General features: G+C 39.3%; 26 protein-coding genes. 17 read left to right on the forward strand and 9 right to left on the reverse strand.

Annotated elements, in window-relative coordinates; all coding sequences use genetic code 11:
• The first annotated feature begins 213 nt into the window (after nt 1-213).
• From rutA to RFW85_RS07225, 6 genes are all read left to right on the forward strand, one after another.
• The gene (gene rutA, locus RFW85_RS07200; RefSeq protein WP_309171313.1) at nt 214-1332 is read left to right on the forward strand and encodes a pyrimidine utilization protein A; all 1119 of its coding nucleotides are present in this window, start codon (nt 214-216) and stop codon (nt 1330-1332) included.
• On the forward strand, nt 1329-2081 hold the full coding sequence (gene rutB, locus RFW85_RS07205; protein ID WP_309171314.1) for a pyrimidine utilization protein B: 753 nt from the start codon (nt 1329-1331) through the stop codon (nt 2079-2081). Before rutA ends, rutB begins: the two co-directional genes overlap by 4 nt.
• A gap of 45 nt (nt 2082-2126) precedes the next feature.
• Nucleotides 2127-2510, forward strand: coding sequence for a pyrimidine utilization protein C (gene rutC / locus RFW85_RS07210; RefSeq protein WP_005072774.1), 384 nt, complete (start codon nt 2127-2129; stop codon nt 2508-2510).
• Between the two features lie 66 nt (nt 2511-2576).
• Nucleotides 2577-3167 (forward strand): NADH-dependent FMN reductase RutF, encoded by a 591-nt coding sequence (gene rutF / locus RFW85_RS07215; RefSeq protein ID WP_081310019.1) that lies wholly within the window; start codon nt 2577-2579, stop codon nt 3165-3167.
• A gap of 31 nt (nt 3168-3198) precedes the next feature.
• The gene (rutG, locus tag RFW85_RS07220) at nt 3199-4551 is read left to right on the forward strand and encodes a pyrimidine utilization transport protein G (protein ID WP_068612099.1); all 1353 of its coding nucleotides are present in this window, start codon (nt 3199-3201) and stop codon (nt 4549-4551) included.
• Between the two features lie 15 nt (nt 4552-4566).
• Nucleotides 4567-5439, forward strand: coding sequence for an NAD(P)-dependent oxidoreductase (locus RFW85_RS07225; RefSeq protein ID WP_309171315.1), 873 nt, complete (start codon nt 4567-4569; stop codon nt 5437-5439).
• 48 nt (nt 5440-5487) lie between these two features.
• On the opposite strand, the gene RFW85_RS07230 is transcribed toward RFW85_RS07225, so the two are convergent.
• Nucleotides 5488-5940, reverse strand: a complete 453-nt coding sequence (locus RFW85_RS07230) for an SRPBCC family protein (RefSeq protein WP_014207573.1) — start codon at nt 5938-5940, stop codon at nt 5488-5490.
• A gap of 38 nt (nt 5941-5978) precedes the next feature.
• Here RFW85_RS07230 and RFW85_RS07235 point away from each other — a divergent pair, with 38 nt between their 5' ends.
• From RFW85_RS07235 to RFW85_RS07250, 4 genes are all read left to right on the forward strand, one after another.
• Nucleotides 5979-6095, forward strand: coding sequence for a hypothetical protein (locus RFW85_RS07235; protein WP_002116161.1), 117 nt, complete (start codon nt 5979-5981; stop codon nt 6093-6095).
• Between the two features lie 59 nt (nt 6096-6154).
• On the forward strand, nt 6155-6877 hold the full coding sequence (locus tag RFW85_RS07240; RefSeq protein WP_309171316.1) for a folate-binding Fe/S cluster repair protein: 723 nt from the start codon (nt 6155-6157) through the stop codon (nt 6875-6877).
• A gap of 146 nt (nt 6878-7023) precedes the next feature.
• On the forward strand, nt 7024-7734 hold the full coding sequence (locus RFW85_RS07245; protein ID WP_086265191.1) for a DsbC family protein: 711 nt from the start codon (nt 7024-7026) through the stop codon (nt 7732-7734).
• 184 nt (nt 7735-7918) lie between these two features.
• Nucleotides 7919-8743 (forward strand): tetratricopeptide repeat protein, encoded by an 825-nt coding sequence (locus RFW85_RS07250; protein ID WP_060466037.1) that lies wholly within the window; start codon nt 7919-7921, stop codon nt 8741-8743.
• Between the two features lie 32 nt (nt 8744-8775).
• Here RFW85_RS07250 and RFW85_RS07255 read toward each other — a convergent pair whose 3' ends face one another.
• The 4 genes from RFW85_RS07255 to RFW85_RS07270 form a co-directional block, all read right to left on the reverse strand.
• Nucleotides 8776-9699 carry an AEC family transporter gene (locus RFW85_RS07255; RefSeq protein WP_309171317.1) on the reverse strand — a complete coding sequence of 308 codons (924 nt, stop codon included), beginning with the start codon at nt 9697-9699 and terminating at the stop codon, nt 8776-8778.
• Between the two features lie 56 nt (nt 9700-9755).
• Entirely contained in the window at nt 9756-10865 is a 1110-nt protein-coding gene (locus tag RFW85_RS07260) for an NADH:flavin oxidoreductase/NADH oxidase (RefSeq protein ID WP_309171318.1), read from the reverse strand.
• A gap of 9 nt (nt 10866-10874) precedes the next feature.
• Nucleotides 10875-13073 carry a TonB-dependent receptor gene (locus tag RFW85_RS07265; protein ID WP_309171319.1) on the reverse strand — a complete coding sequence of 733 codons (2199 nt, stop codon included), beginning with the start codon at nt 13071-13073 and terminating at the stop codon, nt 10875-10877.
• Between the two features lie 134 nt (nt 13074-13207).
• Nucleotides 13208-13774 (reverse strand): DNA-3-methyladenine glycosylase, encoded by a 567-nt coding sequence (locus RFW85_RS07270; protein ID WP_309171320.1) that lies wholly within the window; start codon nt 13772-13774, stop codon nt 13208-13210.
• A gap of 75 nt (nt 13775-13849) precedes the next feature.
• On the opposite strand from RFW85_RS07270, the gene mutM reads away from it, so the two are divergent.
• Both mutM and RFW85_RS07280 read left to right on the forward strand, forming a co-directional pair.
• Nucleotides 13850-14674: a bifunctional DNA-formamidopyrimidine glycosylase/DNA-(apurinic or apyrimidinic site) lyase gene (gene mutM / locus RFW85_RS07275; RefSeq protein ID WP_309171321.1), complete on the forward strand. Its 825-nt coding sequence runs from the start codon at nt 13850-13852 to the stop codon at nt 14672-14674.
• A gap of 19 nt (nt 14675-14693) precedes the next feature.
• Entirely contained in the window at nt 14694-14984 is a 291-nt protein-coding gene (locus tag RFW85_RS07280; RefSeq protein WP_002051379.1) for a peptidylprolyl isomerase, read from the forward strand.
• Nucleotides 14985-14998: 14 nt separating this feature from the next.
• Here the strand turns inward: RFW85_RS07280 and RFW85_RS07285 are convergent, their stop codons facing one another.
• The 3 genes from RFW85_RS07285 to typA all read right to left on the reverse strand — a co-directional run bounded on the left by RFW85_RS07285 (nt 14999) and on the right by typA (nt 18002).
• Nucleotides 14999-15343, reverse strand: coding sequence for a gamma-glutamylcyclotransferase family protein (locus RFW85_RS07285; RefSeq protein ID WP_309171322.1), 345 nt, complete (start codon nt 15341-15343; stop codon nt 14999-15001).
• A 136-nt stretch (nt 15344-15479) separates the two neighbouring features.
• Nucleotides 15480-15911: a large conductance mechanosensitive channel protein MscL gene (gene mscL, locus RFW85_RS07290; RefSeq protein ID WP_309171323.1), complete on the reverse strand. Its 432-nt coding sequence runs from the start codon at nt 15909-15911 to the stop codon at nt 15480-15482.
• A 255-nt stretch (nt 15912-16166) separates the two neighbouring features.
• Nucleotides 16167-18002 (reverse strand): translational GTPase TypA, encoded by a 1836-nt coding sequence (gene typA, locus RFW85_RS07295; RefSeq protein ID WP_002116501.1) that lies wholly within the window; start codon nt 18000-18002, stop codon nt 16167-16169.
• Nucleotides 18003-18180: 178 nt separating this feature from the next.
• On the opposite strand from typA, the gene RFW85_RS07300 reads away from it, so the two are divergent.
• The 5 genes from RFW85_RS07300 to RFW85_RS07320 all read left to right on the forward strand — a co-directional run bounded on the left by RFW85_RS07300 (nt 18181) and on the right by RFW85_RS07320 (nt 23731).
• Nucleotides 18181-19539, forward strand: coding sequence for a uracil-xanthine permease family protein (locus RFW85_RS07300; RefSeq protein ID WP_002116159.1), 1359 nt, complete (start codon nt 18181-18183; stop codon nt 19537-19539).
• A 64-nt stretch (nt 19540-19603) separates the two neighbouring features.
• A complete protein-coding gene (locus tag RFW85_RS07305) occupies nt 19604-20617 on the forward strand; it encodes a methyltransferase (protein ID WP_309171324.1) in 1014 nt (337 codons plus the stop codon).
• A 21-nt stretch (nt 20618-20638) separates the two neighbouring features.
• Nucleotides 20639-22099 (forward strand): amino acid permease, encoded by a 1461-nt coding sequence (locus RFW85_RS07310; protein WP_086265197.1) that lies wholly within the window; start codon nt 20639-20641, stop codon nt 22097-22099.
• A gap of 264 nt (nt 22100-22363) precedes the next feature.
• Entirely contained in the window at nt 22364-23569 is a 1206-nt protein-coding gene (locus tag RFW85_RS07315) for an RtcB family protein (RefSeq protein WP_309171325.1), read from the forward strand.
• A 3-nt stretch (nt 23570-23572) separates the two neighbouring features.
• A complete protein-coding gene (locus RFW85_RS07320; protein WP_016143433.1) occupies nt 23573-23731 on the forward strand; it encodes a hypothetical protein in 159 nt (52 codons plus the stop codon).
• A 121-nt stretch (nt 23732-23852) separates the two neighbouring features.
• Here the strand turns inward: RFW85_RS07320 and omp38 are convergent, their stop codons facing one another.
• On the reverse strand, nt 23853-24878 hold the full coding sequence (omp38, locus tag RFW85_RS07325; protein WP_017385600.1) for an outer membrane protein Omp38: 1026 nt from the start codon (nt 24876-24878) through the stop codon (nt 23853-23855).
• Nucleotides 24879-25040: the final 162 nt, after the last annotated feature.

The raw sequence follows: 25040 nt of genomic DNA on the forward strand, positions 1-25040 counted from the left end.
AATGAAGCAAGTTAGTTCCTCCTTGGTGCATAATCGCATTATTTTTTACCATTTGATAAAAATTATACCAAACAATAAATCCAATACATTGATAAATATATAAATATTAAAGTTGGCACGAGCTATGCATTACTAAAAACACATATTAATTCTGAAAATTATATCTTTTATAGCTTTCAGTTCGACTTCCTAAACTCACGATGGGGAATCAAGATGAAGATCGGCGTTTTTTGTCCAATTGGAAATAATGGCTGGCTGCTTTCAGAAAATGCACCGCAATATAAACCAACCTTTGAATTAAACAAACAAATTGTACAGCGTGCTGAACACTACGGTTTTGACTTTGCCCTTTCCATGATTAAGTTGCGTGGTTTTGGCGGAAAAACTGAGTTTTGGGACTATAACCTTGAAACATTTACCCTCATGGCAGGTCTCGCTGCTGTCACCAGTAAAATCCAAATTTATGCAACCGCTGCAACACTAGTCATGCCTCCTGCAATTGTGGCACGTATGGCATCGACCATAGATTCGATTTCCAACGGTCGCTTTGGACTAAACGTCGTGACTGGATGGCAAATGCCTGAATATTCCCAAATGGGTATGTGGCCTGGCGATGAATATTTTGCTAAGCGCTATGACTACTTATCTGAATATGTCGAAGTTTTACGTGAACTTTGGGCAACTGGGAAGTCAGACCTAAAAGGCGAGTTCTTCCAGATGAATGATTGTCAGGTCAAACCACAGCCTCAAGCTGATATGAAAATTATCTGTGCAGGACAGTCTGATGCTGGTTTAGCTTTTTCAGCAAAATATGCTGACTACAACTTTGTTTTCGGAAAAGGTTTAAATACACCGACAGCCTATGCCGAAATTAATGATCGCTTAAAAGTTCAAACCGACAAAACTGGACGCAATGTACAGACCTATGTGTTGTTTATGGTAATTGCTGCCGAAACAGATGACGCTGCAATGCAGAAGTGGCAACACTATAACGATGGTGCGGACATGGAAGCTATTCGTTGGCTACAAGACCAAGGTGCAAAAGATAAAGTGTCTGGCACTGACACCAATATTCGCCACATGGCCTCTAGCGTTTCTCCCGTCAATATCAATATGGGCACCATTGTTGGCTCTTTTAAAAATGTCGCAAAAATGCTTGATCAAATTTCCGAGATTAAAGGGACAGAGGGAATTTTGTTGACCTTTGACGACTTTGTACAAGGCGTAGAAGATTTTGGTCAACGCATTCAACCGCTCATGAAATGTCGTGAAAGTGTCGTTACCGAACTGGCAGAGCAAGCCGAACCAACTGTTTTGGAGAAAAGTGCATGAATGAAATGTCTAATATTGTATGTGCAGAATTCACGGCACAGATTGGTACAGGCAAAGTGTTGAAAGCCGAACCTGAACATATTCAATTAGCAGCAGAACAAACTGCGCTTATTGTCATTGATATGCAAAATGCCTACACCTCTTTAGGTGGGTATTTAGATTTAGCAGGTTTTGATGTCTCAAAGACTAAACCCGTAGTCGAAAATATTAAAAAGGCGATTGATGCTGCACACAGTGCAGGGATTCAGGTCATCTATTTCCAAAATGGTTGGGATAAAAACTACGTCGAAGCTGGTGGTTTAGGCTCACCAAATTTTCATAAATCCAATGCCTTAAAAACCATGCGTAAACGCCCCGAATTACAAGGCCAACTTTTATGTAAAGGCGGTTGGGACTTTGCTTTAATTGATGAGTTACAACCTCTTCCACAAGACATCATTATTGAAAAGCCACGTTATAGCGGTTTCTTTAACACAGCGCTCGACAGCATTTTACGTGCTCGTGGCATTCGTAATTTGGTCTTTGTAGGTATTGCCACCAATGTCTGTGTCGAGTCGACCTTACGTGATGGTTTCTTTTTGGAATATTTCGGTGTTGCACTTAAAGATGCTTGCTATCAAGCCGGACCTCAAGAGGCTCATAACGCAGCCCTATATAACATTAAAACTTTTTTTGGCTGGGTGTCTGACACCAATAGTTTTATTGAAACCTTTAGTTCGGCATCAACATTGCTACAGCAATCTGCCTAATTCATACATTTAATTTTATCTAAATTTTTTGATTTGGAGCATCTTATGTCTAAACAAGTTGTTATTCCTGAAGGAACATCGGCACCACTTGCACCCTATGTTCCTGCAACCAAAGCAGACAATATTGTGTATGTCTCAGGCACATTGGCTTTTGATGAAAATAATAATGTGGTCTGTATTGGTGATGCCGCAGGACAGACTCGCCATATTTTAGAAACGATCAAAAAAGTGATTGAAACTGCGGGTGGTACCATGGATGACGTAACGTTCAATTCCATTTTCATTAAAGATTGGGCGGACTATAGCGCAGTAAATACGGTATATGCAGAATATTTTCCGGGTGACAAACCTGCTCGCTTTTGTATCCAGTGCGGCTTGGTGAAACCCGATGCCTTAATTGAAATTGCATCGATTGCCCATGTGGGATAAACGATGTCACTGATAAAAACCTTCAGCATCATAACTGATGTGATGTTTTAGCCTCGATTCATTGTAATGATCATGCATTGGGGTTGGAGAGCAATCATGCAAAAAAGAGAAGAGAAACAGGTTTTAACTCCATCTGCTATTCAGCAGGCTCAAACATGCTCAACACACTTAGAAGTAGATCAGCATACTTTTAGACAAGGCATGGCAAATCTTGGAGCAGCAGTGAATGTCATCACGACGGATGGACCGGCAGGGCAAGCTGGTTTTACAGCATCCGCAGTATGCAGTGTAACCGATACACCACCGACACTATTGGTTTGCCTCAACCGCTCAGCATCAGTTTTTAATACTTTTAAACAAAACGAGGTGCTGTGCGTCAATACTTTAGCTGCTCATCAAAGTACCCTATCTACAATATTCGGCGGAAAAACACCAATGCCAGAACGCTTTGCTCATGGGGAATGGAGCAAGCTAATCACTGGTTCTCCGATTTTGAATGAGGCCTTGGTGTCATTTGATTGTGAAATTGTACAAAGCATGAGTATCGGTAGTCATGATGTCTTGTTTTGTTCGGTCAAAGCAATGAAACACCAAAGTGGGCTTAATGCACTTATGTACTTCAACCGCAATTATTGCGAATTACAAACAGCATGCTAATGCAGATAAAAAATGAAAAAGAGGATCTGTTATGCGAACACAAGAATCTTGGTTTCCTAAATTTAAGCCGCACACAGGTAATTTAGAAACTCCCGTACAAATTGATGAATATCTTCCTCCCGGTAAAAGTATTGTTTTGGGGTTACAACATGCTTTTGCGATGTTCGGAGCAACTGTTTTAGCCCCGTTACTCATGGGCTTTGATCCGAACCTCACCATTTTTATTACTGGTATTGGCACCATCTTGTTCTTTTTAATTACAGGTGGGCGTATGCCTAGCTATCTCGGATCAAGCTTCGCCTTTATTGGTGCAGTCGCAGCAGCCACAGGGTATGCAGGGGTTGGATCAAATCCAAATTTAGCTGTGGCGCTGGGCGGTACAATCATTTGCGGTTTGATTTATGCATGCATCGGTTTAATTGTCATGAAAACTGGAACTGCATGGATTGAAAAACTCATGCCCCCCGTGGTCACTGGTGCAATTGTCATGATTATTGGTTTAAACCTTGCACCTGTAACAATCAAAAGCGTTTCGACAAATAGCTTTGACACGTGGATGGCAGTCATTACCATTTTATGCATTAGTGCCGTTGCTGTTTTTACAAGAGGTATGATTCGTCGCCTTCTATTACTCATCGGGCTCATCAGTGCTTATTTTATTTATTTTCTACTCACCAATATCTTAGGGTTAGGCAAACCCATCGATTTTAATGCAATCAGTCAAGCTGCATGGTTTGGCCTACCCACTTTTCACTCACCTGTTTTTAATGCCAAAGCTATTTTATTGATTGCACCTGTTGCGCTTATTTTAGTCGCTGAAAACTTGGGACATTTTAAAGCGGTTTCTGCCATGACAGAACGTAATTTATCGCCATATATGGGTCGTGCTTTTTTTGCAGATGGCATCTGTACAAGTTTATCAGCTTCTGTTGGTGGTACAGGCATGACGACTTATGCTGAAAATATTGGGGTAATGGCTGTAACTAAAGTCTATTCAACAACTATTTTTGTGGTTGCGGGACTATTTGCAATTCTACTCGGTCTATCTCCTAAATTTGGAGCAATCATTAGTACCATCCCTGTCGCTTTATTAGGCGGTGCGTCCATTGTTGTCTTTGGTTTAATTACTGTGGCTGGAGCAAAAATTTGGATCGATAACAAAGTTGATTTCACTAAAAATAGTACTTTAATTATTGCAGCAGTCAGTCTCATTATGGGTGCTGGGAATTTAAGTCTACATATTGGGCCATTTGACTTAGGAGGTATTGGAACTGCGACACTTGCAGCAATTGTTCTTAACCTATTACTCAACAGAACGGAAAAATCCGAAAATCAATCTATTGAAAAATCAGTAGAACCGCTTAATTCTGTCCCGCATCTCTAGTTCTGGAGAAACTCCTTGATTCAAAGTGTTTCATTTATCGGTTTAGGTGCAATGGGATGGCACATGGCTTCCCATTTAACCCAAGTATGCAGCCAAGTCTATGTTTGGAATCGTACTTTTGCTAAAGCAAAGCAACATGAACAAACCTTTGGTACGCAGGCTGTAGACCTGACACAAGCTCTACAAGCAGATATTATCTTTTCATGCCTACCGACTAGCCAAGATGTAGAAAATTTAATTGCGGACTCTCAACTAAAACAAGGCTGTATTTGGGTAGATTGCACTAGCGGTGTGCCAGAGACAGCAAGAAAACTCAGCCAACAGCTCAAATTAAGTGGAGTTGATTATTTAGATGCACCAGTTTCAGGACAAACGATTGGAGCTGAACGAGGAACTCTCACGGTAATGGTCGGAGGTGACGAGTCTGCTTTTAAAAGAGCAAAACCAATCATTCAAGCATTTGCTAATTTAGTTGAATATGTCGGCGAAAGTGGCGCTGCCTTTGCAGTAAAAGCCATCAATAACACATTAATGGCGACACATCTTTGGGCGTTGGCAGAGGGATTAAGTATCCTTAAATCTCAAGGCGTAAATTTACACTCCGCAATAAACTGTATTAACCACTCTAGTGGCAAAAGTAATGTTTCCGAACACATCATGATGCAACGTGTTTTAAACCGCAAATTTGAAAAAACTTTTGCATTAGATTTATTACAAAAGGATATTGGAATTGCACTAAATCTCGTTACTCAAAATAATTTGGAACTCCCAGCTTTTAGTCTCATTCAGCAACAGTTTAATCAGGTTTCCAAACCCGATGCACAACAAGTCGATTTTTCAGCAATAATTAAAATATTGGAACAACAAAACCAATTAGAGCTATGTTAAGAGTAGGTCATACGACCTACTCTTTTTTATAAGAAAAGCAGAATAACTTTATTGATCTGGAATTTCAGCTTCAATCAATAAAGTAAGCAAAGATAGGGATTCTTGCCACCCTAAGTAGCATGCCTCTACAGGAATCACTTCTGGTATGCCTTCTTGCGTAATATGCACTTCTGTACCTACCAATACGCTTTTTAGTGTAATAGTAACCTGCATAGTCCCGGGTAAATTTGGGTCATCAAATTGATCGTTGTAGCGAATTAGTTCATTTGGAACTAACTCTACATATGTTCCACCAAAAGCATGGGTTGAACCTGTTGAAAAATTGGTAAAACTCATTTTGTATGAACCACCAACATTTGCATCAAAACTATGAACCTTAGCAGTAAAGCCGTGGGGTGGTAACCACTTGACTAAAGCATCTGGATCTAAAAATGCACGGTAAACTCGCTCGGCTGGTGCCTTAAACACGCGATGAAATTTCACTGTACCTGTTGCCATCATATTCTCCTTATTTTAATTTCCTTAAAATTATTGAAATTATGGCTATTAGCTTAAACCTTCCGATTTATCCGAACGTATATTTTTGGTGTTTTTTTAAACAAAAAAGCCAACTTCAGGACAAACTCAAATTACGAAAACTATGGCTGATTTTTTAGTAAAAATGGAGCAAAATAGTCAGCAATCATAAAGAAACATATTGAATTTGAGATTAATCATGAGTCTGCTCGCTTTCTCCTCATATGCTTTAAACGGTGTAGATGCACAAAAGTTTTTACAAGGCCAAGTTACTGTAGATACTGAACGTTTAGCTGAAAATACAACTCGCTATACAGCCATTTGTGATCTTAAAGGTCGTATTCACTTTGGCTTATGGCTAAAGAAGATTAATCCTGAAAGTTTTGAAATTGTAGTTACTCAAGATCAAGCCGAAGAGTTTGCCAAGCATATTAAGAAGTATGGTGCCTTTTCAAAAATGACCTTAAGTGAACAAGGTGCTGTGTTTCCAAAAGTTGTGAATCATCAAACTGAATTCACTACTGCTGAAACTGATATTTCAGAATGGCAAAAACAAGCCATTATGACTGGTCAAGCTTGGATTACACAGGCCACTGAACATGAATTCCAACCACAGGAATTACGTCTACATCAACGTGAAGGCGTCAATTACGACAAAGGCTGTTACCTAGGTCAGGAAATTGTGGCACGTCTTTGGTTTAAAGCAAAACCAAAACACTGGTTACATCTGGTTCAGGGTACAGGTGAAGCACCTGTTTCAGCAGCTCAATTAAATAACGATGTAGAAGTCGTTAATAGTATTGCAAATGATGAAGGCTATCTTGCTTTAGTTGTTGCTAAACCTGCTGCTCTACAAGAGTTAGGACTTCAAGTTCTTGAGTTACCAGAAGCTTTAAGTGGCGACGTTGCAAGACCACAATAATAATTTTTATTAGCTCGAACTGCCCACTGCTAAGTTAGTGGGCTTTTTTATAGATACAAAACACTAATGATTTCATTAGATTAGAACGTCAATTTTTTAAGCTTTATATGCCATCATTAGTCCTGTTGAAATTAAAGAGAAAAAAGATGAAAACTAAACTTGCTACACTCATGTTGAGTCTGGCTATTTTCGGTTCTGCTCATGCTGATGTTAAAACACTTGAACAAAATCTTAAGACGAATTATCCCGATTTGCCTGTAAAAGGTGTTTATCAATCGCCTGTGCAAGGTATTTATGAAGTGTATACAAGCGGCCGCATTGTTTATACTAATCAAGATGCGAAGTACTTTTTTGTTGGTAATTTAGTCGACATCAAACAACAAAAAAATATGACTGAAGAACGTATTGCCGAATTGGGTAAGATTGACGTTAAAAGTTTGCCATTAAATCAGGCGATTAAATATGTGAAAGGTAAAGGTGAACGTACAATCTATGTCTTTAGTGATCCAGATTGCCCATATTGCCAGCGCTTAGAACAAAATATGGTTGGGGTTGATAACGTAACCGTATATGTGTTCCTTTATCCTCTTACTAGTTTGCATCCAAATGCTGAAAAAGTTTCAAATCAAATCTGGTGTTCAAAGAATCCGGCAGAAGCTTGGACAAACTATATGCTTAATCGCAAATTGCCGACTAATAGCAAAAGTTGCTCAAGCCCAATTCAGAAAAATATTGCTTTAGGTCAAAAATTAAATATCGATGGAACACCTACCCTGTTCTTGCAAGATGGCCAAAGACTCTCTGGCGTACCAACTGATGCCAAGCAAATTGAAGCATTACTCCAGTCAGCAAAATAATAATATTACCCACTCCATTATATGAATGTGAGTGGGTATTTTTTCTCCACAATTTGCCCAAAGTGCAGTGCTTTATATACAAATCGGCTGTTTACTTTCAGCAATCAATATTTATGATGAGAAATTGAAACTCTTTCATGCATCAATGGATTGATGTAGCTACGAAGTAAAAGGTTAAAAAGAAATGAAGAAATTACTAATCGCAAGCCTAATCACTCTTTCAAGTGCATCAATTTTTGCAGCTGATAACACAGCGACTGCTGCTAAAACCGATGTTTTTAAACAGGCGGAGCAACTCTACGCAGCAAAAAATTACTCTGCCGCATTTCAAGAAATGCAACGTCTAGCCCAAACAGGTAATGCCCAAGCTATCTATAACTTAGGCTATATGACTCAAATGGGCCAAGGTACAGCAAAAGACTCTTCTAAAGCCCTAAAATATTATGAGGATGCTTCAAATAAAGGTTACGCCCAAGCGAGTTACACCCTTGCACAAATTTATGAGACTGGTGAATTGGGCGTTGCCAAAGATAGTAACAAATTCAGTCAATATATTCAAAAGGCATCAGCTCAAGGCTCTGATGATGCAACTGTGAAAATTGCGACCATTTTATTTGCTCAAAAAAAACCACAGTCACATCAAATTGCCCTTCAAAAATTAGCGCCTTTAATTCGAAAAGGTAACTACCCTGCTATTCAGGTCAAAGCACTCTATGACATTAGCCAAGGCGTTGAAAATAAAAATCCTTTAATGAAACGCCAAGGTATCGAAGCTTTACAGTCAATTGCTCAAAAAGGCTATGCACCTGCTTCTATGGCTTTAGCAACCATGATGGCGAATGGCAATATCATTCCGCAAAATCTACCGCAAGCTAAAAAGATCTTTACTGAACTCGCCAATCAAAATGTACCTAACGCTAAAGAGTCTTTAGCCTCGGTTGATAAGATTATTGCAGAAAAGAGCAAACAGGCTGCAAATGCTCCCGCACAGCCAGCACCGAAAAAATAATCAATGATTAGCCCCTTATGGGGGCTTTTCTTTTACCACCACAAAGCAATCAGCCAGCTCACCCCAATAAAACCAACAATTGTACTAATCATAAGCGGGGTTAAGGCTTTTTCATTTAAGCCATAGGCTTGTCCAAAAATTCCGAAAGCAATCGGCATTGGTAAAGCAGCGATTAATGTTCCTGCGTAAAGCATTTCACGGCTTACATTTGGAGTTATTAAAAAAAGTGCAAAAATAACAGATGGCATTAGCACAACTTTAAAGGTCGCCAACAAAATACTTTCTATATTTACCGTTGTTACTCCAATACCTACTAAACTTCCGCCAATTGCAAACAAAGCCAAAGGCGAAGCTGTACGTCCAAGTAACTCTAGAGACTGATCAAGCGTCGCAGGAAGATTAACATCTAAAAGAATGCATCCCATCCCAACCAAAATAGCGATAATGACAGGATTCTTGAGTAAGTTTAAAAATGTTTGTTTTAAAAGCGGTAAAAGATTTTGCTGTTGATGTAAACCAGCTTCGGCCAAAATGAGCATCAGCGCCACAATCAATAAATTTTCAATGATGAGTGTTAAAGAAATATAGATCGCAGCATGATTACCTATCAACATGGTCAGAATAGCTGTTCCCATAAATCCAGTATTGGACATAGATGCCCCCATCGAAATAACGGCGCTATGGGTTAAGCTATTTTTAAAATATTTTCGATAGAGAATGAAAGCCAAGAAAAATAAAATTAAAGACCCGCCACCATAAGCAAGAAAATAAGCTGGATGCCAAATGTCTTGTAAGTTTTTATTTGCCAAAGAATGAATTAAAAAAGCGGGCAAAGAAATTTTAATTACGAATGCGCTAAGCGCCCTGATTTGTTCAGGTGTTACCAATTTGATGAGAACACAAACATAGCCCATCAATAGCAGTATCAAGATAGGTAAAATAACCTGAAAAACCACTGACCGTCCTCACTTAGCGAAAGAAAAATGGGCAAAGATGACTTTGCCCAATACAATTAAAAAGAGTTAAAAAGCTGTTTTAATCCATGAGGTTGGCAACGTAAATACTGAGGTGCAATTTTAACTTCTGCCCCTAAAGCTGCTGCTGCATGCCAAGGCCATCTTGGGTCATATAGCATTGCACGAGCAAGACCAATAGCATCAGCTTGCTGGTTTTCCAAAATTTGTTCAGCATGTTCTGGCTCAGTAATTAACCCTACAGCAATAACGGGAATAGACACATGCTTTTTGACTTGTTCAGCAAATGGAACTTGGTAACCAGCCCCAATCGTAATAGATTGATGCTCATGCAAACCACCACTAGACACATGCACATAGGCTGCGCCCAATTGCTCTAAAGCTTTTGATAAGCCCACTGTAGATTCAACATCCCAATGCTCGATACTCCCCAACCAATCGGTTGCAGACAACCTAACACCTACAGGATAACCTTCTGGTACAGCGAGTTTAATTGCCTGAAGAACTTCAAGGGTCATACGCATACGGTTTTCTAAAGAACCGCCATATTCATCAGTACGCTGATTGGCAATCGGTGATAAAAATTGATGTAGTAAATAACCATGCGCGGCATGAACTTCAATCAACTCAAATCCAGCTTCTACAGCACGTTTTGCCGCTGCTGCAAAGTCTTGTTGAACTTGTTTAATCTCAGCAATAGTCAAAGCATGGGGGGCTGCATCATGGACCGAAAAGGTACTTTCACTTGGTGCAACCGTTTGCCAACCATGAGGCTGATCTTTTGCAATCTGACCTTTACCTAACCACGGCTTTTCAGTAGATGCTTTACGTCCTGCATGTGCTAACTGAATTCCAAATGGCATCGGTGAAAGTGTATGAACCTTAGCTAACAACGTTTTAATTTTGTCACGTTGTTGATCATTCCAAAGCCCAAGGTCAGCATAGCTAATCCGACCTTCAGGTTGTACAGCAGTCGCTTCTACAATACAAAGCCCAGCGCCAGACAATGCATAATTCGCCCATTGCTGTTCATGCCAATAGGTAATTTCACCATCATCTGTTGCCGAATATTGGCACATCGGAGCAATTACAATTCTATTGACCAGTTGTAGTGAACCAAAGTTAACCGTTTCAAATAATTTTGCCATTTTTAATTCCTAGAATTGCTTAATTACACGTAATCCTGCACTCCAGTTACGTCCATCTGCTGGTTCAAAGTAACGTCCATTACCATCATTTACGATCACTGAACCTGCATAGTTTTTATCAAATAGATTATCAACACGGGCAAAGCTATTCACTTTCCAGTCGCCCATTACCCATGCATAACCAACATGAGCTGAGGTTACACTGTAGCTGGGCGCTGCGTCACTGTTGGTATCATTCACGTATACTTTATCCATATACTGTACATCTACACCACCATATAGACCGTGCGATGGCTGCCAAGCTAAAGAAGCATAAGCTTGGTTTTTAGCAATTCCAGGGATAGCATTTCCTGATGGAATTGCTGAAGCGAGAACGTTATCGTCTCGATCAAGCTTTTCAGGAACGTTTGCATCAAAAGTCGCATCTAAATATGTATAACTTGCAGTCGCAGTTAAATCTCGCCACAACTTTTTATTCCATGCAAACTCTACACCTTCACGTAAGGTTTTATCTGCATTACGGAATGTTGAACGCCCATCTAAGCTTCCAGCTGAAACAATATCATTCTTAGTTTTTGTTTGGAAAACTGCTAACGTAAAATCACCTAAATGGTTTTGTGACTTTAAGCCTGTTTCATAGGTATCGCTTGTGGATGGTTCTAAATCAAAGTTAAAACCTGACTTTGAGTTATCAGTTTGATAAGCCATTTCAGTAAAAGTTGGCGTTTCAAAGCCTTTGGCATAACTCACATAGGCCATGAGTTCAGGTAAAATTTGCCAGCTTAAAGCAGCAGAAGGCAAAACCTTATTGTAATCTGTTTTGCCACTATCATCACCGTTAACAGTGCCATACTCATCAGGCCCTGAAGTAAAATGATCTTCTGACTTGTAATGGACATTGCTATAACGCACACCCGTATCTAACCGCCATGTTGGTAAAAACTGCCATGAAGCTTGTAAATATGGATCGATATTCCATAAAGTATTATCTTCATCTCGGCGTAAATTACCTTTCACCCCATAAACATTATTTGTATTAAAATTTTCAAAACCTTTACGTTCTTCATCCATTGCATCGAGTGCAACACCGACACTTAGAGTGGTATTTGGAAGTAACTCTTTACCCGTCCAACGGAAGTCAGCACCATAATAATCACGTTCAAAATCAATGACCCCACCAGCATGCTTCGGACTTTTTTGACCTGTATAAACTGGCTTATCATTTTTTAACGTTACTTCACCTTTTGGAATGGATTGATATTGAGTGACTTGGCGATTACCTAAATATGCCATGGCATAGAGTTCATTTTTATCATTAATAGGCTTAGACCATGTCACACCCGTTTGAGTTTGTTCAATGTCTTTACGGACATTAAATTGCTTTAAAAATGGAACTTGTTGCTTTGGATTAGCATTCCACTGGTCATGCGTTAAACCCTGCGGATCGTCTGCATGGATTTTGACATAGTTGGTTACCCAGTTGATTTTGCTACCATCATCAAGATTCCAACTGAGCTTTGCATTATTTAGTACTTTTTCTGCACCGCTATGTTCTCGGTAACCATCGGTATCGAAGTATGATGAACTAATAACATAACTTGGTTCATTAGCACCCTTTGCTCCACCTTGTAGCACTAACCCTGCTCTGCTTTTATCGTGACTGCCTCCCGAATAGCTCAGCTCAATTGAATCTTTGCCTTGCCCTTCTTTAGTAGAAGTTAAAATTGTCCCACCCGATGAGTTTCCATAAAGTGAAGAAAAAGGTCCTGTTAGAACTTCAACATGGTCCAGACTACTTAAATCGATATTAGACGTTTGGCCTTGTCCATCCGGCATTGTTGCAGGAATACCGTCCACATATAGGCGAATACCACGGACACCAAAAGTAGAACGTGCACCAAAACCACGCATTGAGAGCTGTAAATCTTGTGCATAATTTTCACGATTACGAATCTGTAAACTCGGTACACCCTTCACAACTTCAGTTAAATTTACTTGTGAAGAAGTATCAACTTGAGGTGCATCTATTCGAAAAACCGAAGCCGGTGTCTGCAAATAGGTCGTATCGGTACGGGTTGCTTCCACATGTAATGTTGGCAATACAGTTACGTCTTGTGTTAAATCGTCTGCCCAAACAAGAGGGCTAGAAATGCAGCCCATACTCATTAAAATACAGTAATGAAGTCGGTCTAAGCGTAATAAGGACATGCTTATTTCCTTTATTTATATTGTAGTTATGATAACAAAAAGCGGTGTCTTGTCTGGATATAGAATTCGATCTGCATTGTTGTAAATCTGGAACACTCTTCATCGATAACTAAAAACTGATTTCCAGATTAAAATTATCGACTCAAAGATGGATGATCTTTCCAGCAATATCGTTCAAGCCACTCTTTTGCTTCTTCGGCATAATCAATTCCGATACGCGGTGTCATCACCACTTCAGGCTGAGTGGATGCTGCTTCAATCCATAGCCCAGATTCTTCATCTAAAGTTTGGCCTTTTAAACTACGGTCAATGCCTAAATATCGTGTCAATTTGCCGGGCCCAGCTAAAAGCTTATAGTCTTTTTTGGTTGAAGCATTATTTAAAAACGCAGAACGAATCATCACTCCTTCAGGTACACCCTCTGTTTGAGTAATAATATTAAGCATTTCATACATGCCATAAATTAAGTAGACGTAAATCGTACCACCATGGCCATACATTACCTCTGTTCGAGTTGTACGTTTATCATTGTAACTATGGCAGGCTTTATCACGAACGCCCAAATAAGCTTCAGTTTCACTAATTGTACAGCGGATCACTTGGCCGTCAGGTTGTCGTTTACATAATACGCAGCCGATTAAATCATAAGCTACTTCTGAGGTTTCTCGTTGAAACCAGCTTAATGGTAAAATATCTGACATAGTAATCTCTGAAATATTACATACCACACGTTATACTTGATTAATCCAGTATATCTGTTAATTCTGCGAGTTGGCATGCCTGAGTTACCCGAAGTCGAAACCACGAAAACCAGTTTATTTCCCTTATTGAATCAAAAAGTTCTTAGTGTTGAAGTACGTAATCCTAACTTACGCTGGCCTATACCAGATGATGTTCAGAAACTTGTCGGACAACGTCTCATCGGGTTAAATCGACGTTCAAAATATATTTTGGCAGAGTTTGAACAAGATCAAATGCTTTGGCATTTAGGTATGTCAGGAAGCTTTCGTCTGACCGAGACAAATGATGAACTGAGAAAGCATGATCATCTGATTATTCAATTTGAAGATCAGCAATTACGTTACCATGACCCTCGCCGTTTTGGTTGTATTCTTTGGCTTAACCACGAGACTCAAGGCAAACTCATAGATACTTTAGGGCCTGAACCTTTAAGTCCCGACTTTCATGCGGAATATTTAGCTTCAAAACTCAAGAATAAATCTGTCGGCATAAAAATTGCACTCATGGATAATCATGTAGTTGTTGGTGTAGGCAATATCTATGCAACTGAGAGCTTATTCAATGTTGGCATTCACCCAGCACAACCCGCTGGTGACTTAAGCATGCAACAAATTGAGAAACTTGTTGTCGAGATTAAGCGCATTTTAAAGTCGGCCATTGATCTAGGTGGCTCTACATTACGAGACTACAGCAATGCCATGGGTGAAAATGGTTATTTTCAGCAAACATTACTCGCTTATGGCCGTGCTGGAGAAATGTGCGTGAACTGTGAAACCACATTAGAAAACTTAAAACTTGGTCAGCGTGCCAGCGTATTTTGCCCACAGTGCCAACCGCTTAAAAAGCTGAGAAAGCCTTAATTTTTTGGAGGAAGACAACATGCAAACAGCAATTGTCCGACATATTTTAGTCAAAGATAAAGACTTAGCTGAACAGCTAAAAAAGAAGCTACAAAGTGGCGCTGACTTTGCCAAACTTGCCAAGCAATACTCTACCTGTAATTCAGCAAAACGCGGTGGAGAACTTGGTGAAGTCAAAAAAGGGCAATTGGTACCCGTCATTGACAAAGTTGTTTTTACAGCTGCTGAACGTGTGTTACAAGGTCCGATCAAAAGTCAGTTTGGCTATCATCTTTTAGAAGTTAAATTTAGAATGGGCAGCTTACGTTGATTCCATAATTTTAACTATGGTTTTTCAGAAGCCTGTGCATTCAGCTGATATGTCCAGGCTTTAACATAATCGCCTGATTCTAATTTTATATTTGCGATGACACGCTGGTATTGAAAACCTTCAAAGTCATCAAGCATCTGCCAGTTTTCAGCAAGTTTTTCTGTGCTAAACAAATAGCCCTCTACCCAATCCGCTTGCGAATCTAACTCTAACGCTTTTAACCCTTTGTCTGGCCCCCAATCTAAAATATGAATCACACCTCTTACACTGGCTTTGGTCCAACTACCGCCAATTTGTTCGAGAATATGAGCATTTGCTTTATTCGGACATAAAGTGCCATACACAAAAAGCTGATTCATTCATTTATATCCTTTTTAAATATACTTAATTAAACATATCTGCACTTTGATAATTTTAACAATATCTATAGTTCAGCAGAAAATACTAATTAATAAAAAACGGTACTCTTGGTACCGTTTTTTATTTCAAATTTTATTAAGCTTGTTTTTTCAACTCATCACGAATTTCACGCAATAACTGAACATCTTCAGGAGTTGCAGCTGGAGCTTCTGGCTCATTCTTATCACGGCGAAGTCTGTTTAATAATTTCACCATCAAGAATACAACCCAAGCCAAGATAAGGAAGTTAATTAAAATGGTGAGGAAGTTACCATAGGTTAAAACATTAATACCTGCTTTTTGCAAAGCATCTAAAGATTGTAAATTGTTAGGGTTTGCACCTAATACAATGAATTTTTGAGAGAAATCAACACCACCACCAGTAATTACAGTGATAAGCGGCATGATAATATCTTTTACTAAAGAGTCCACGATTTTGCCAAAAGCACCACCAATAATCACACCAATGGCTAAATCCATCATATTGCCTTTAACGGCAAATTCTTTAAATTCTTGAATAATACTCATCTAAACATCTCCAGATGTCGGGGGCAGAAACACGTCATATTTTTCTTTTTCATTGGCATCTTATCGAATTAGATAGTTCTCGCCATGATATTGATAATTTAATATTTTTATCAAAAAAAGAAAGCTATTTCACACTTTAACAACATATTCGTTTACAAGAAAAATATGATTTTAAGCTTACTTTAATTTCAAATATAACGATTAAAAAAACCGCTAAATTAATTTAGCGGTTTCTTCTTTTTCAATTAAGAAAAATTATTTATCACGGTTACGTTTACGTTCATTTTCAGTTAAATAACGCTTACGGATACGGATTGATTTAGGTGTTACTTCAACTAATTCGTCGTCTTCAATGAATTCAAGCGCTTGTTCAAGCGTATATTCAATTGCAGGTACTAAAGTTAAAGCATCATCTGTACCAGATGCACGAACGTTAGTTAATTGTTTCGCTTTAGTCGGGTTTACAACCATATCGTCTGAACGAGAGTTAATACCCACGATCATACCTTCGTAAACTTCTAACTGTGGTTTAGCGAACAAACGACCACGGTCTTGTAAACTGAACAATGCATAGCCCAAGCAAGTACCTTGAACCATTGAGATCAATACACCATTTTGACGTTTCGCAACAGTACCTTGTTTAACAGGACCATAATGCGAGAAGCTTGAAGTCATGATCCCTGTACCAGAAGTCATGGTCAAGAATTCAGAACGGAAACCGATCAAACCACGTGAAGGTACAGTTGCTTCAATACGGATACGGCCTTTACCGTCAACTTCCATATTGGTCATCTCGCCTTTACGGTGACCCATTTGTTCCATTACAGCACCTTGATGCTGTTCTTCAACGTCAAAAGTTACGTTTTCGTAAGGCTCTTGTCTTTCACCATCAATTTCTTTGATGATTACTTGTGGACGAGATACGCCCATTTCGAAACCTTCACGACGCATGTTTTCAATTAAAACTGAAAGATGAAGTTCACCACGGCCAGATACTTTGAAACGGTCTGGACTGTCAGTGTCTTCAACACGTAAAGCTACGTTATGAATTAATTCGCGATCAAGACGTTCACGGATATTACGTGAAGTTACGAACTTACCTTCTTTACCAGCAAACGGAGAGTTGTTTACTTGGAAAGTCATAGATACTGTAGGTTCATCTACAGATAAAGCTGGTAATGCTTCAACATTTTTCGGATCACAAATCGTGTCAGAAATGTTAAGTGCGTCGATACCAGTAATACATACGATATCACCAGCAGATGCTGATTCAACATCAATACGCTCTAAACCATGGTAACCCATGATTTTTAAGATACGACCGTTACGTGTATTGCCTTCTTTGTCAATTACAGTAACAGGAGTATTTAATTTTACTGAACCACGTTGAATACGACCAACACCGATAACACCTACGAAGCTGTTATAGTCAAGTGATGAAATCTGCATTTGGAATGGACCATCAACATCAACTGCTGGTGGTTCAACGATGTCTACAATCGTTTCAAACAACGGAGTCATGTCTTCTGCAAGTTCTTCTGGAGCAGGACCCGCTACACCACGTAAACCTGATGCATAAACGATTGGGAAATCTAATTGCTCATCAGTTGCGCCCAGGTTATCAAATAAATCAAATACTTGATCAATAACCCAATCTGGACGCGCACTTGGTTTGTCAACTTTGTTGATAATAACAATTGGTTTTAAACCACGAGCAAAGGCTTTTTGTGTCACAAAGCGAGTTTGTGGCATTGGGCCTTCTTGAGAGTCAACTAAAAGTAATACGCAGTCAACCATCGACATAACACGTTCTACTTCACCACCGAAGTCGGCGTGTCCCGGGGTATCCACGATGTTGATACGGTAAGTTGTATCAGTACGTTTATCTAACCAAGTAATAGAAGTGTTCTTTGCAAGAATGGTAATACCACGTTCACTTTCAAGCGCATTTGAGTCCATGACACGCTCAATCTCGCCTGCTCGTTCACCGAGAGCACCAGATTGCTGAAGTAGTTTATCGACAAGTGTGGTTTTCCCGTGGTCGACGTGCGCAATAATTGCGATATTACGGAGATTTTTGATATCTGACATGAAAATTCGAAACGCCTGAAATTTGAGGGCAAATTATACAGAAAAACACTACTCTTGAGTAGTGACAGTTTATTGACATTGACAAAAAAATTTTCCAATAGCCTGTATTTCGTTTTGTAAAGATAGGTATCTCGATTAGAATAGCGCCAATTTGCAAAATTGCGGCGGACCTACACCCATGTCCAATCAACACTCTCAAGACCATCTTGACCTTGTTTATGGCTTAGATGATCGACCAAAACCCCTGATCGCTTTTTTAGCAGCTTTCCAGCATTTGCTTGCGATTATTGTACCAATTGTTACACCTGGGCTTTTAATTTGTTTAGCTTTAGGTGTATCACGCACTGAAACCAACATGATTTTATCGATGTCTTTGGTGATTTCAGGTATTGCTACGTTCCTACAATGTAAAAAAGTTGGTCCATTTGGTGCTGGTCTTCTGATTGTACAAGGCACAAGCTTTAACTTTATTGGTCCAATTATTGGTATTGGTAGTGCAATGGTTGCCGCAGGAACGCCTGTAAACCAAGTTATGGCTGCAATTTTTGGTGTAGTAATTGCTGGTTCCTTTATTGAAATGGGTGTTTCGCAAATTCTTCCATGGGTAAAAAGACTAATTACTCCTTTGGTGACTGGAATTGTTGTTTTATTAATTGGCTTAACGCTTATTAAGGAAGGCTTGATTAGTATGGGTGGTGGCTACCAAGCGATGCAAGACCATACTTTTGCAAGTGCAGACAACCTTATTATGTCATGTACCGTACTTGCTATTATTATTGTGCTAAACCGTATCCGAGTGGTGTGGATTAAAAGCTCAGCAATTTTAATTGCTTTAGTGATTGGTTACATTCTTGCAGGATTTATGGGTTACCTAGATTTCTCAGGTATTAAAGATGCGCCTCTTGTACAGATTCCAACGCCGATGCATTTTGGTTTAAGCTTTTCTTGGGGCTTATTCATTCCAATGGCTTTTATTTATTTAGTCACATCTTTAGAAGCGATTGGTGACGTGACTGCGACCAGTAAACTTTCAAACCAACCCGTTAATGGCCCTGAATGGATGAAGCGTATTAAAGGTGGCGTTTTAGTGAATGGCGCGAACTCTTTACTCGCAGGCTTATTTAACACTTTCCCTAGTTCTGTTTTTGCTCAAAATAATGGTGTAATTCAACTCACTGGTGTAGCTAGTCGTTATGTGGGTATCTGGATTGCTGCTTTACTTATTTTATTAGGTTTATTTCCAGCAGTAGCCGGTGTAATACAAGCAGTTCCTCAAGCGGTTTTAGGTGGTGCAGTGATGGTCATGTTCGGTGCCGTGGCGGCATCAGGTATTAACATCCTCTCATCGATTCATTTAGATCGCCGAGCACTTTTAATTATCGCAATTTCACTTGCATTAGGTTTAGGTGTTGCTCAAGTTCCTCAAATTTTGGAACACCTACCAGAATTATTTAAAAATATTTTTAGCTCTGGCGTAGCGACAGGTGGTATAGCAGCATTAATTTTAAATGTTGTACTTCCTGAAACACACAAATAACTATTTTTTTAATTTTGATTACTGCCCAGTTTCCACTGGGCATTCTTCTTCATGAGAGATGTACATGGATCCTAGAAGTGAAGTGATATTAAGACAACAGGACTATTTAAAAGGTAGAATCTTGTTCATTAATGCACCGAATGATGCCTTAGTCAGTCAATTACCTACTGAGGTTGATGCGTCAGTCTGGACATGGAACTATGCCGACTACCAGAGCTTTATAAATAGTGGAACAAATGCGCATTTCTCAGTTGAGTTTCCATTACAAGAATTCGATCAAGCCGTCATTTTTGTTCCCAAATCTAAAGAACTGTTAAATTACATACTGCATGTCGTAATGAGCAATCTTAAAACTGCTCAGTCTGTTTTTTTAGTAGGTGAGAAAAAAGGTGGTGTTGAACGCGCTGCCAAACAATTACAAAGCTTCGGCAAAGTACTTAAACTTGATAGTGCACGTCACTGTCAGCTATGGCACTTAAAAATTGAAAAAACAGAACAAATTAAACCTCTCGAAAGTTGGCTTAAAACTTACACTGTTCATGTTAATGAACAAGAGCTTACGATTTGTGCCCTTCCCGGTGTATTTAGCCAAAATCATCTAGATGTCGGAACAGCTGTTTTACTCCCTTATCTTAATCAGGTGAAATCAGGTAGAATTGCCGACTTCGGGTGTGGTGCTGGAATTATCAGTTGCTATTTGGCAAAAATAAATTCAAGTAATATTATTCATGCCCTAGATATTGATGCTTTCGCTTTACGGTCAACGGAAATGACTTTTAGTCGAAATGGAATAGGGTCAGACCAGTTGAGATTGCAGCCTGTCATAGGTATTGCAGACGCTCCAACAGAACTCGATGCCATTGTCAGTAATCCCCCTTTCCATCAAGGTATTCATACCAACTACGATGCAAGTGAAGGACTCTGCCAAAACGCTAAAAAACATTTAAAGGCATCAGGTGAGCTATGGATTGTAGCAAACCGTTTTTTAAACTATCCGATCTTAATTGAGAAGCACTTTGGTCAGTGCCAGATTAAAACTGATCTTCAAGGCTTTAAGGTGTTATATGCCTGTGCATAACAAACTATGTAAGGAATCTCCATGAGCGAAACACATGCTCCTGAAAAACTCCAGCGTAAGCTTGGGGCTCGTCATCTGAATATGATCGCCATTGGTGGTTCCATTGGTACAGGCCTCTTCCTTGCTTCTGGATCAACAATTGCAAATGCTGGTCCCGGTGGAGCGCTACTCGCGTACTCTCTGATTGGTATTATGATTTACTTCTTAATGACCAGCTTAGGCGAGCTTGCAACTCATACACCAACATCTGGCGCCTTTTTTACTTATGGCAGTCGTTATGTCGAAGAAGGCTTTGGTTTCGCTCTAGGCTGGAACTATTGGTATAACTGGGCAATTACAGTTGCATTCGAACTTGTTGCAGTCCAGTTTATTATGAAGTTCTGGTTCCCTGATATTCCGGGGTTCTATTGGAGTGCTCTATTCCTTGCCGTTATTTTTATGATTAACGCAATGACAGTAAAGGGATTTGGCGAAAGCGAATTCTGGTTCTCAATGGTAAAAGTGATTGCGATTGTTGCATTCATTATTATTGGCTTAGCCATGATCATCAAGATTATGCTAACCCCTGGTGTGGCAACTTTTGGGAACTGGACTTACAAAGAGGCACCTTTTGTAGGCGGTTTACAAGCCATGATTGGTGTAGCAATGATTGCAGGATTCTCTTTCCAAGGCACGGAAATGGTTGGGGTTGCTGCTGGCGAATCAAAAGATCCAAAGAAGACAATTCCACTTGCAATCAAACAGATTTTCTGGCGAATCTTATTATTCTATATCCTATGTATTTTCATTATCGGCACTCTGATTGCCTATGATGATCCAAATTTATTGCAAGCAGCTGCCACTGAAGATATCGCACTTTCTCCGTTTACATTGCTTTATGAAAGAGTAGGCTTTGCTTTCGCTGCGGGGTTAATGAATGCTGTCATTCTTACCGCTATTTTATCAGCAGGTAATTCAGGCATGTATTCTTCAACTCGCATGTTGTTTAAAATGGCTCAAGAAGGCCGTGCACCAAAGTGGTTTGCAAAACTCGATGGTCGTGGCGTTCCGATGAATGCACTCTATGCCACCACATTTATTGCCGCTTTTTGCTTCCTGACAACATTTATTGGAGAAAAGCAAGTATTTAACTGGCTACTCAATATGTCGGGTATGTGCGGTTTTATTGTTTGGTTAGGAATTGCGATTTCACACTATCGTTTCCGTAAAGGATATATTGCTCAAGGCTATAAATTAGAAGATTTAGCATATCGTGCCAAATTTTTCCCATTTGCACCTTGGTTTGCATTTATTCTCTGTTCAATCATCATCTTAGGGCAGAACTATCAAGCCATTTTAGGTGGAAAAATCGATTGGTTAGGCTTACTTTCAACTTATATTAGCTTGCCATTGTTCTTGATCATTTGGTTAGGTTATAAGTGGAAAAATAAAACCAAATTGATTTCTTACGATCAAATGAACGTCAAACCTGAGCAAGATTAAAACTCGTCATTAAAGTAAATCAAAGATCAAAAGCTTGATCTTTGATTTAAAAAGCGTAAAATGCCGTTCAGATTTTCAACGGCACTTTTAAATAAGGAGGACATCATGCCATTAGTACAAGGTAAAACAGATTAAATAATTTGGCACGATGTCAGCTCACGGACAAGTGTACAAATTCACACCACTTGTCCGAATGCTTAAACTTAGAACCTAGCATTCGCTAGGTTTTTTTATGCCTACTCGGACAAAAATAAGAGAAAAATTATGGGCATACAAAAAATATTAAACGAAGAGGCACTCTATGGTGTCCCTGTTAAAATTTTCACTCAAGATATAGATAGTGAAAGTATAGAACAACTCAAGAAAATGGCTCAGCTGCAATTTATCTATTCTCATATTGCAGTTATGCCTGATGTGCATGTGGGCAAAGGTGCTACTGTAGGTAGTGTTATTCCTACTAAACACGCCATTATTCCTGCTGCTGTAGGAGTTGACATTGGATGTGGGATGAATGCTATTCGTTTGAGCCTGAAAGCTTCACAACTTCCAGATAACTTAAGCCGCTTGCGGGACGCCATTGAACGGAAAGTGCCGGTTGGATTTGCTTTGCATAAACAAGTCAAAGCGAAAGCTTCTAGCATTATTCCACTTGAAAAACGCTTAGAACCTATTATTAAAAAGCATCCGGGTCTTGTCCGAATGCTTCGTCAGTTTGAGGCAACATGGCAAAAGCAACTTGGGACTTTGGGTGGTGGTAATCACTTTATAGAGTTATGTATTGATGAGAATCAAGACGTATGGGTAATGCTACATTCAGGTAGCAGAGGGCTTGGTAATGTTATTGGTACTTACTTTATTGAGTTAGCCAAAAAAGAAGCTCAGCATCGCTTTGGCCATGTTCCTGATAAAGACTTAAGTTATTTTGCTGAAGGCTCAAAAAGTTTTGATGATTATGTAGAAGCTGTAGAGTGGGCACAAGAATATGCTTTTGAAAACCGCAAAGAGATGATGCGATTAATTTTAGAAGCGATCCGCCCTATTCTCCCTTCTTTTCAAATGACAAAAGAAGCGATTAATTGTCATCATAATTATGTAAGCCGTGAAACACATTTTGGCGAAAACTTATTGATTACCCGAAAAGGTGCAATTAGAGCAGGCTTAGATGAACTAGGTATTATTCCTGGTTCAATGGGAGCACGATCTTATATTGTTAAAGGCAAAGCAAATCCTGAATCATTTTGTTCTTGTTCCCATGGAGCTGGCCGCAAGATGAGCAGAAGCAAAGCAAAAATTCTTTTTAATCAGCAGGATCTTATTGAACAAACTCAAGGTATTGAGTGCCGTAAAGACAGCGGAGTAGTAGATGAAATCCCAAGTGCTTATAAAGATATTGATGAAGTCATAGCAAATCAGATTGACCTCATTGAAGTTATTCACACTCTTAAACAAGTTTTATGTATTAAAGGTTAAAGCATGAAAATTAAAGAAATGCCAAAGATCAAAGTCCGTAATCAAGTAGCTCTATCCCCTTTACTACACAAAGGTGGTATGCACGAAACGGAAAAACCTCGTGCTCAACATCGCAGAGATAGACAAGACACTAAACAGCAATTGAGAAAAGGTGATTGGTAAATAATTTAAACCAAGATCGAAAGTAATTATTAAGGAGACATAGAAATGACTCAATATTTTAAAAATTGCAATAAAAAAAGCGACTCTAACGAGTCGCTTTTTTACTGTTCAAAAACTCAAATTATTGAGCTTGTTGACCAGGTTGAACAACTACAGTACGGCTACCAGTGATTGTCGCGAATACACGACGGTTCATAGCACGACCTTCTTTAGTTTTGTTGTCAGCAATCGGTTGATCCCAAGCGAAACCTTGAGTAGACAAACGAGATGCATCAACGTTGTATTCGTTTACAAGAGCTGATTTAACAGAGTTAGCACGAGCTAAAGATAAACGTTCGTTCAACTTACGTGGACCAGTGTTATCTGTGTGACCTTCGATACGTGCAGTAGCGTTAGGGTATTCAGTTAACTTCTCAGCAACTTTAGCGATTTCTGGTTTGTATTGGTCTTTGATGTTTGATTTGTTAGTATCAAAGAACACACGAAGTTCCATGTTAAGGTCTTCAGTTAACTCTTGTGGTTGTGGAGCAACTGGAGTTGGTTCAACTGGAGCAACTTCTACTACAGGAGCAGCAGGCTTCAAGTGACCACCAAGAACTACGTTCAAACCAGCAAGAGCTGTATAACGCCAGTATTTCTCATCAAAATCATAAGTACCACGAGCTTCTGTACGAAGTGATAATGCATCATTCAAACGATAGAAAGCACCTACACCGGCATTACCGATAGTATCTTTCTTGTCTTCATAGATACCATCAAACTCAGTTTTAGTTTGACCTGCACCTAATAATACATACGGCTTGAATTTGCTGTCGTAGTTTTTAGTGATTAAATCTGAGGTAGCGTAGAAGTTACCAGCAATAGTTTTTTGCTTATATTCAGAACCAGCTACGCCAGTACCTTCAAGATCACCTTTAACTTGGTTATATTCAGCTTCGAAACCTAACCAAGGAGTTAATTCAACACCTAGTGCAGCACCAACGAATAAATCATCTTGTAATTCAGCATGACTTGTTAATTTATCGTTGTTGTGGTCACTATCCTGCCAAGTATAACCTACTAGTAAAGGAGTAACAGTTACGCCCGCATTAGCAGCAGCTAATGGAGCAGCGACAAGCATAGCAAGTGCAATACGACTCAATTTCATGGATATCCTCCAGAGATAACAATTGTTGTTCAAGCTCAGCCTAAATTTATTGGCCCCTGAGATATTTTTACCCCAGTATTATTTTTAAGCTATTCACATTTGAATCATACAAACACTTGATAGACTTTCCAAGTGCTTGATAATTTTAATCAAGTAAATTAT

Origin of the sequence: Acinetobacter sp. 12966, assembly GCF_031196995.1 — a bacterium.
In the GTDB taxonomy this organism is placed as follows: Bacteria; Pseudomonadota; Gammaproteobacteria; order Pseudomonadales; family Moraxellaceae; genus Acinetobacter; species Acinetobacter geminorum.

Bases quoted from the DNA above. Each gene is read 5' to 3' on its own strand.
- rutA (WP_309171313.1), top strand. From the start codon at position 214: ATGAAGATCGGCGTTTTTTGTCCAATTGGAAATAATGGCTGGCTGCTT.
- rutB (WP_309171314.1), top strand. From the start codon at position 1,329: ATGAATGAAATGTCTAATATTGTATGTGCAGAATTCACGGCACAGATT.
- rutC (WP_005072774.1), top strand. From the start codon at position 2,127: ATGTCTAAACAAGTTGTTATTCCTGAAGGAACATCGGCACCACTTGCA.
- rutF (WP_081310019.1), top strand. From the start codon at position 2,577: ATGATCATGCATTGGGGTTGGAGAGCAATCATGCAAAAAAGAGAAGAG.
- rutG (WP_068612099.1), top strand. From the start codon at position 3,199: ATGCGAACACAAGAATCTTGGTTTCCTAAATTTAAGCCGCACACAGGT.
- RFW85_RS07230 (WP_014207573.1), bottom strand. From the start codon at position 5,940: ATGATGGCAACAGGTACAGTGAAATTTCATCGCGTGTTTAAGGCACCA.
- RFW85_RS07235 (WP_002116161.1), top strand. From the start codon at position 5,979: ATGGCTATTAGCTTAAACCTTCCGATTTATCCGAACGTATATTTTTGG.
- RFW85_RS07240 (WP_309171316.1), top strand. From the start codon at position 6,155: ATGAGTCTGCTCGCTTTCTCCTCATATGCTTTAAACGGTGTAGATGCA.
- RFW85_RS07245 (WP_086265191.1), top strand. From the start codon at position 7,024: ATGAAAACTAAACTTGCTACACTCATGTTGAGTCTGGCTATTTTCGGT.
- RFW85_RS07250 (WP_060466037.1), top strand. From the start codon at position 7,919: ATGAAGAAATTACTAATCGCAAGCCTAATCACTCTTTCAAGTGCATCA.
- RFW85_RS07260 (WP_309171318.1), bottom strand. From the start codon at position 10,865: ATGGCAAAATTATTTGAAACGGTTAACTTTGGTTCACTACAACTGGTC.
- RFW85_RS07265 (WP_309171319.1), bottom strand. From the start codon at position 13,073: ATGTCCTTATTACGCTTAGACCGACTTCATTACTGTATTTTAATGAGT.
- RFW85_RS07270 (WP_309171320.1), bottom strand. From the start codon at position 13,774: ATGTCAGATATTTTACCATTAAGCTGGTTTCAACGAGAAACCTCAGAA.
- mutM (WP_309171321.1), top strand. From the start codon at position 13,850: ATGCCTGAGTTACCCGAAGTCGAAACCACGAAAACCAGTTTATTTCCC.
- RFW85_RS07280 (WP_002051379.1), top strand. From the start codon at position 14,694: ATGCAAACAGCAATTGTCCGACATATTTTAGTCAAAGATAAAGACTTA.
- RFW85_RS07285 (WP_309171322.1), bottom strand. From the start codon at position 15,343: ATGAATCAGCTTTTTGTGTATGGCACTTTATGTCCGAATAAAGCAAAT.
- mscL (WP_309171323.1), bottom strand. From the start codon at position 15,911: ATGAGTATTATTCAAGAATTTAAAGAATTTGCCGTTAAAGGCAATATG.
- typA (WP_002116501.1), bottom strand. From the start codon at position 18,002: ATGTCAGATATCAAAAATCTCCGTAATATCGCAATTATTGCGCACGTC.
- RFW85_RS07300 (WP_002116159.1), top strand. From the start codon at position 18,181: ATGTCCAATCAACACTCTCAAGACCATCTTGACCTTGTTTATGGCTTA.
- RFW85_RS07305 (WP_309171324.1), top strand. From the start codon at position 19,604: ATGGATCCTAGAAGTGAAGTGATATTAAGACAACAGGACTATTTAAAA.
- RFW85_RS07310 (WP_086265197.1), top strand. From the start codon at position 20,639: ATGAGCGAAACACATGCTCCTGAAAAACTCCAGCGTAAGCTTGGGGCT.
- RFW85_RS07315 (WP_309171325.1), top strand. From the start codon at position 22,364: ATGGGCATACAAAAAATATTAAACGAAGAGGCACTCTATGGTGTCCCT.
- RFW85_RS07320 (WP_016143433.1), top strand. From the start codon at position 23,573: ATGAAAATTAAAGAAATGCCAAAGATCAAAGTCCGTAATCAAGTAGCT.
- omp38 (WP_017385600.1), bottom strand. From the start codon at position 24,878: ATGAAATTGAGTCGTATTGCACTTGCTATGCTTGTCGCTGCTCCATTA.